This is a genomic window from Actinomyces sp., assembly GCF_030530635.1.
Lineage (GTDB): Bacteria > Actinomycetota > Actinomycetes > Actinomycetales > Actinomycetaceae > Actinomyces.
On record NZ_JAUMUL010000039.1, the window covers coordinates 24,640 to 31,990 of the forward strand.

Consider the following 7,351-nt stretch of genomic DNA (forward strand, 5'->3'; position numbering starts at 1 on the left):
ACTAGTCCTCCTCCGCACCGCGCCGCAGGAGTTCGTCGGTGAGGGCGGCGTTTATGATCCGCTCATATGCGGCGACCTCCCGCTTCTCCCGCGCGCCGAGGAATGATCCCTCGAAGAATCGGGAGTAGAGCATGTATACGAGCGTCTTGAGCAGTGGGGCGTCCTCCGGGTCGGTGCTCGTGGAGAATACGTGCCGGTAGCGGTCGTTGAGCCTGAGGACGCGCCGCTCGATGTCCGCCTCGACCAGGCGGCCGGCGGGCATGCGCTCCCAGCGGATCGCGATGGGGTCCGCCTCGGCGAATTCGACGGAGTCCCCGATGGCGTCGTACACGTCCCGATCGAGGCCTCTGGTGGGCTCGACCAGCCTGATCGGGCGCCTCTCCCGCCTGCGGCCCGCCACGGCGGTGTTGCGCGCTGAGGCCAGCAGATCCGAGAACGTGCCGACCTCCTCGCCCACTGCGTCGTGAACGGCCCGGCGCATCTCCGGCTCCAGGACTACGCCGGACTTCTCGGGGTTGATGCGGACCACGTCCAACAGGGCATCGCCTACGTTGATGCCGATGCGCAGGTTCTCGTAGTCCCTTCCGCCCTCGGTGAGCGAGTTCCAGCCGCCGAGTTGCAGCAGGCGGTCGTTGCGGTAGACGTACAGGCCCTGCCCGCCCTCCGCCGAGGACAGCCGCTGCGACGCCGTCACTCCGGGAGCGTTCAGGGCGCCGTCGGTGAGGATGACGGCGGTGAACTCGAAGGGGATTCGGCCCACCTCTCCCGCGAGCCGGTGCGGGTGCACGGCGGTGATGCCGAGGGCGAGCGGGTCCAGCGCCCGCACCTTGCGCGCGGGGCCGGCCTGCGCCGATTCGGGGTCGTACTCGTCGACGGTGATCTCGACCGCGCCGCGAGCGATGATCCGGTGGAACACGAGTCCGAGGTAGTCGCGGACGTCCTCTACGAGTCCGCTGATCCAGGAGCGCCGCTCGTCCCGGTCCGGGGAGGTGAGGGCGTTGTGGAATCCGGTCCAGTGGACGGCCGTCCCGGTCACGGGTGCGCCGCCGCCCGTGCGTACCAGTGGGCCGTCGAGGACCCGGCCGACCTGTGCGGGGTCGAGCGTGTGCACGCGGGTCGGCTCGTCCTTGGTGATGCGACGCCCCACGGGCACGCCGCCGATGGCGCGGGAGTAGACGTCGAGGGTGTCGGTCTGACTGAGGGAGGCCGCCTTCAGTCCGAGTCCGTAGTGTCCGAGGTCCGTGTCCCCGTAGTCGCGGCGCCGGGACAGTGCCATGGCCGCGTCGATGCCGGGGTCGTCCATGCCGCGGCCGTCATCGATGACGAGCAGACCGGTGACGAAGTCGTCCTCGGTGAGGATGCGGATGCGCACGTTGGCGGCGTCGGCGTCGATGGAGTTGTCCACGAGATCGGCGAGCGCCGTGGGGAGTTCGTGGTGGGTTCCCAGGGCGTCGGCGATCGACGGATCCGGCGGGACGGTCCTCGATGAGACGGCGGTGATGGCCTCCATATCACTCCTCCGTGAATCGTCCCGGCTTGATGCCGAGCGTACGCGCGTTCTCGGTGACCGTGCGCACGGTGTCGGCGTTGAATCCGTTGTAGCGACTGGCCTCGATGTCCACCTCGATGCTGAGGGCGTCCGCGTCGCCCGCCTGCAGGTGGGCGATCACCTCCTCGGCGAGTTGCGCGAGTTGCGCGGCGACGTCCCTTCCGGGGTCGATCTCGGCCACGCCCTTGAACCTGGCGTTGGCCACGCGGGGCTCCACGGCGGGGGAGGTCGCCGCCCCACCGCCTCGCGGAGCGGCGGCACCGGTCGTGACGCGCCGTACCGCCGTGCCGGAGTCGGTCTCGGCGGACGCGACCTCGGTGGTGTCCTCCGCGCCGGCCCGCTCCTCCTCGCGGCCGCGCTGGGCGCGGGCGAGCGTGGGCGAGACGAGGAGAGTGGTGTCGGTGATCCGCGGCGCCTCGTCCTCGAGCGGGAGGCGCAGGTCGATGAAGTCGCCGTGGGAGGCGTCGTAGTCGGCGGCGAGCGCGAATCCGACGCTCTCCCAGCCGATGTCGTTCATGACGGAGGCGACGGCGTCCAGCAGTACCCGTTTGTCCCGCAGGCGCGGCATGTAGGGGTACCGGGTGAAGTAGGACCACAGCTCGCCGACGGCGATCCTCCCCTCGTTCCACCTGCCGCGCAGGTTCGGGCCCTGGAGCACCAGTGCGATGGCGGTCGGGGTGAGGGCGGTGAGGATGAGGTCCTGCCGTCCGAGCCTGGTCCCGGCCCGGACGGCGATCCGCTGCTCCTCGCCCTCGATTTTGAGCGCCTCGATCTCGGGCGGGCGGGAGCCGTCGTCCTGGACCGGATAGAGGGCCCAGATCCATGCGGCCGCGACGGCGCGTTCCGCGGCGCCCCGGGTCTCCTGGGCCTTGCGCCGCGCCTGGTCGGCCTGGCTGACCGTGAGGTCGTGGTCGCGGATCGAGGTCTCCTCGGCCATCTGCGACCATGCCATGTGGATGCGGAGCGCCTGCTCGGCGTCCGCCCAGCGTCCCCCTTCGGGGGCGACGGCGATCAGGGCGTTGACGTTGCTGCGGGGGGCGGATCCGCGGTTGCGCAGGAGCTCCTCGGTGAAGTCCCGGCCGGGCCCGGCCGGCTGGGAGCCTCTGCCGTTCCTCGGGACGACGGTGTGGGCGGGTCCGAGGATGACCAGGGTCGCCTCCTGCGCGTCGGGCACGTCCCCCGTGGATGTCGGGGCGACTATGACGTCGGCGAACTCCGGCGCCCGGCCGGCGACCGCGATTCCACGGAGCACGGAGACGGCGGCTCCAGCCACGTCTGCGGCGTCGATGAGTCCGGCCCGGTCGGTGACCATGCGATTGAGCGAGGGCTGCCGGTCGTACCAGCTGCGGGTCCCCTGGGTGTAGACGTAGGTGGCGCGGTCGGTGAGCAGTTGCAGGGCGGAGCCGAAGTTGCCGAGCGTGTCCCCGGGCATGGCGACGCCGAGGAAGATGCGCTGCCTGTCGATGCCCTTGTGGGCGGTGTCGAGGGTGGCCGCGGAGCCGAGGAAGAGTGTGCGGGCGATGCGGCGGGTCAGTGCCCGCTTTCCGAACAGCTGCCGGTCGCGGTCGACGCCCAGGGGGGTGGCGTTCTCGCCGTCGACGTCGGTCTCGATGATGGTGCGCCAGGCGTCGTCGAGGTAGCCGGCGATCTCGTCGCGCACGGCGGCGTCGTCGAAGGGGATGGAGCCGGGCATGATGAGCGGGGCGTCGTCGCCGGCCTGGGCCAGGGAGTGGACCACGGCGCTCATGAGGCGCAGGACGCCGCGGGTGCGCTGGAACCGCTCCAGTGAGGACCAGTCGCCGTAGAGCCGGTCGAACAGTTCGGGGTGGATGGGGTAGGAGTCGCGCAACCGCCGCTCGTAGTCGGGTTGGAAGGTCTCGGGGGGCAGTTCGCCGCGCTGTCCCCGGTAGTACTCGACGAATCGCTTGACGGTGGCGTCGCGTTTGCGGATGCCGTCGGCGTCCAGGTCTGTGAACAGGCGACGGCGCACGATCTCAAAGCTCTCGCCGGAGGATGCGGGGCTCCAGTTGTGGGCGACGCGGGCGACGACGTGCTGGAGCCGCTGGAGGGCCTCGCGTCCGCCGTCGCCGCCGATCTCCAGTTCGGAGGCGCGGGTGACGGTGCCGTCCTCGCGGATGTCGGAGGCGGGGATGGAGACGAGCAGGAGGGCCCCGGGTACGCCCTGGACGGCGGCGGTGAGTTCCTGGGCGAAGGTGAACTGTGTGTCGAAGCTGCCTCCGGCCAGGCCCTCGCGTCCGTAGAGCCCGCGCGCGTAGGCGACCCATTCGTCGATGAGGATCAGGGCGGGGGCGTGGTCGGAAATGAGGGTGCGCAGTGCGGCGCCGGGGTTGGTGCCGGTGCGGTCGGCCTGTTCGACCAGCGCGTAGCCCTCGGCGCCGCCGAGCTGCCAGGCGAGTTCACCCCACAGGGTGTGTACGACGGTGCCGTCGGGCTTCCTGGTGGGCTGTCCGGGGGAGATCTCGTTGCCGACGATGGCGACGCGGCTCACGCCCTTGGGAATCGGGGTGCCGGAGAGCAGTTCCTGCACGTCCTGGGGGAGCTGTTCGAGTGGTGTTCCGCCGGCGAGGTGCCAGGCGGCCAGCATGGAGTGGGTCTTGCCACCGCCGAAGGTGGTCTGGAGGTTCACGACGGCCTGGGCGTTGGGATCCTTGGACAGCCGCCGGGCGGTCATTCTCAGCAGGGTCTTGAGGCCCTGGGTGAGGTAGGTGCGTTCGAAGAAGCGGACGGGTTCGACGTACTCCTCGGACCCCTGGCCGTGGGCCACCTGGTGCAGGTCGGCGGCGTACTCGGCCTGGCCGTAGTCGCCGGAGACGATGTCGGGATGCGGGCGGACGACGTCCCGCCAGGGGTCGAGGCCCTTCTCCCCCAGGTCGGGCATGGCGACGGCGGTGGCGCGGGTGTCGCGCCTGGTGGCGGCGTCGTATGCGTGGCGCAGGCTGTCCTGCTTCATCCTGCGGATCTGGTCCGCCTCCGCGGGGGCGTTGATGGCCCGCAGCAGGCGCTCCGCGGTGTCGAGGGCGCGGTAGGTGTCATCGGTGCTGAAGGGATTGTTGTGGGCCCAGTTGTTGCGGATGTCGCGCAGTTCGCCGGCGAGGTTCTGCTCGCCGCGAGACAGCACGCCGCTGACGACGAAGCCCATGTTTCCCATGCGCTCGGTGATGAGCCGCAGCTGGCACTGGAGGTCGGAGGGGCTGTAGGTCCTGTCCGTGCGGCCGTCCTTCTGGGCCAGCAGGTCGGTCCAGGCGACGCCCGGGGGGAGTTTCGGGGAGACGACGCCGTTGATCCAGGGCTCCAGGGCGTCGGCGACGATCTCTATGGCCCGGCCGACTCGGGCGCGATTGGATGGGGCGGGCATGTCAGTGGTCCTCCGGGGTGTCGAGGTCGAGTGCGGTCTGGACGTCCTGGCCGCCGGCCGCTCCGGCGCGGGCGGCGACGGCGATCTCGGGCCAGGAGCCGCCCAGGGCGTTGAACAGGAGGCCGGCCTCGGTCCAGCCGTGGCGTTCGGCGAGGGAGTAGAGGCGGTATGCGAGGGACTGGAGGATGTCCGCCTCCAGGCCGCGTTGCACGGCGCCGGCTAGGATTCTTCCGGCCTCGTCGATGCCGCGCGTGTTCAGGACGCGGGCGAGGTGGAGGACGACCTCCCAGTGGGAGATGCGGTCGTCGGTGCGGGGGTCGTAGTCGTCGGGCAGGTCGGACGGCGCGATGAGGCAGACGCGGCCGCCGCCGGAGTTGAGGATGCCGGAGCGCTTGAGGGCGTCGATGGAGGCGTTGCGGGCGGAGGCGAGGGTCTCGGCCTCCCCGTAGGGGCCCTCGGTGAAGCCGTGGGCGTCGTACCAGGTCAGGCACCAGCGGGTGTCGGCGTCAAGGTCGCCCTCCTGTTCGCTGAGGACCTCGTCGAGCACGGTGTTGATCTGGGCGAGGGCCTCGGAGACGGTCATGTCGGTGCCGTCGGGGCCGATGACGCGGGCGTAGCGGGAGAAGACGCTCATGCCGGGGCCGATGGCCGCCTGGGCGAGGTCGACGGGGGCGATGCCGCCGCTGCGCAGGGTCTCGACCGCGTCGGGCAGGGTCCTGCGCAGTTCACGCATGAGGCTGCGGCGGTCGGTCATGGGGGCGTCCTCGGGGCGCGGTCGCAGGACGAGGACGATGGAGGAGGCGAGGGCGTTGGAGCCGATGTCCCTCATCCGCCCAGTGCGCTCGGAGCGCATGGGCCAGGTGGCGGTGATGGTCCAGCCGGACCGGCTCATACCCTCCAGGATGGTGGACCAGCCGGTGGAGATGCGGCCGTCGGCGGTGGTCTCGGACTGTTTGAAGGCGTAGTAGACCGTCATCGGATAGTCCGGGTTGGCGCCCTCGCGGACGCGGGCGAAGACGGTGCGGAAGCCGTCCTCGAAGAAGTCCTTCGCCCCGTCCTTGCCACCGTGCCGGTAGGGGTTGGCGACGAGTTCCTCCGCCTTGGGCACGAGCATGGTGGAGAACAGCGAGGGGTGGACGTCCTTCAGGGATCGGCGCAGCCACACGTAGAAGAAGTCCGACAGGTCCGAGTAGCCGATGTTGTCGTAGTAGGGCGGGTCGGTGGAGACGACCATGCCCTCATATAGACACGCAACGGCATTACTTTGGCCGACCACTCCATTAGACGTCGCAGTTGGCAAGTAATCAATCACGTTCGCAACCCATTCTACTTGCGAGCCGAAATTACCGGATGATGTGGAAAACGGATTAACATCCACATAGTCCCACGCCATCGCTATCGCTTGCCTAGCGAACACATTGCGAACCTTCTCACCAATCGACTGCCATGTCGAGAGCGACGATGACCTGTCAGCCTGTCGACTATCAGCCAGCCCCAAGTATGTCGCAACGGCGTCGGCATAGGCGGCCGCACCGGTGCCGCCGGCCTCGAGGCGATCGCCCTCCTCCATTCCGGCGGCGAGCGCGTCGCGGAGCACCCGCTCGCGCGCCTCCCCCACCAGGTCCGAGAACGTCGTCAACGCCGTCAACTGCCGCGCAGTGAACAGGTCAGAATACTTCAACATGCCATAAGCCTGCACTCGGAACCCCAATGCCGACTCGGGCAGATCACCCACCGGAACGCCTGACGGGACCGCCTGAAGCGACGCGGCAACGTGGTCCTCATCGGGCGCCAAGTACGTGCGCGAGTTATGTCCTTCGGCAACAATGGCCATCAACTCGGCTCCCATGCGACTTTCCTGGGCTTCCGAGCGAAGATACCCGAAGTCGATATGGCTTTCACAGGCAATGCAACGGGCACCGGTTCGATTGACAGTGCCGTCCTTCATCGGCGCCTGTGCGGGGTCGTGGCCGATGGAGTACTCGACGTGGTCGCCGACGACCGTGGGGACGATGTAGGCCTCCTTGCCCTTCTTCTTGCCGAGCCACCACTTCGACACGAGCGGCGTCTCAATGCCGCAGGCGGGATTCGGGCAGGTGACCGTGCGCGCCCAGATCCAGGCGATGACGGTGGCCTTCGTTCCGTCGGGCAGCTCGGCCCGCGGGTAGAGGTGACCGATGCGCCTCCAGGCCTCCTCGCGCATCCACTCCCCGTAACGGCGCACGTCCTCGGCCAGGCCGTGCGCGCCGGGCCAGGTGCGCGTGCCGTCGTCGGCGCCGGGGAAGACCGGGGCGCGGCCGGCGAACCGCGGCGGGATCTCGATGAGGGCCTTGTTGATGAGCACGGCCACGGGGTTGAGGTCCGAGGCGTGGGCCTCCACGGCCCGGTCCGCGGCGTCATCGGGGTCCGTCTCACCCGCCGCACGG

At 69.6% G+C, this 7,351-nt stretch carries 3 protein-coding genes; all 3 read right to left on the reverse strand.

Translation table 11 applies throughout. From position 1 onward, the window contains the following. Position 1: 1 nt before the first annotated feature. Entirely contained in the window at positions 2–1,510 is a 1,509-nt protein-coding gene (locus tag Q4A20_RS09730) for an ATP-binding protein (protein WP_303122553.1), read from the reverse strand. A 1-nt stretch (position 1,511) separates the two neighbouring features. Beyond that, the gene (locus tag Q4A20_RS09735; RefSeq protein WP_303122554.1) at positions 1,512–4,925 is read right to left on the reverse strand and encodes a DUF499 domain-containing protein; all 3,414 of its coding nucleotides are present in this window, start codon (positions 4,923–4,925) and stop codon (positions 1,512–1,514) included. Position 4,926: 1 nt separating this feature from the next. Continuing rightward, the coding region (locus tag Q4A20_RS09740; RefSeq protein ID WP_303122555.1) for a DUF1156 domain-containing protein at positions 4,927–7,351 on the reverse strand (2,425 nt) is incomplete at its 5' end.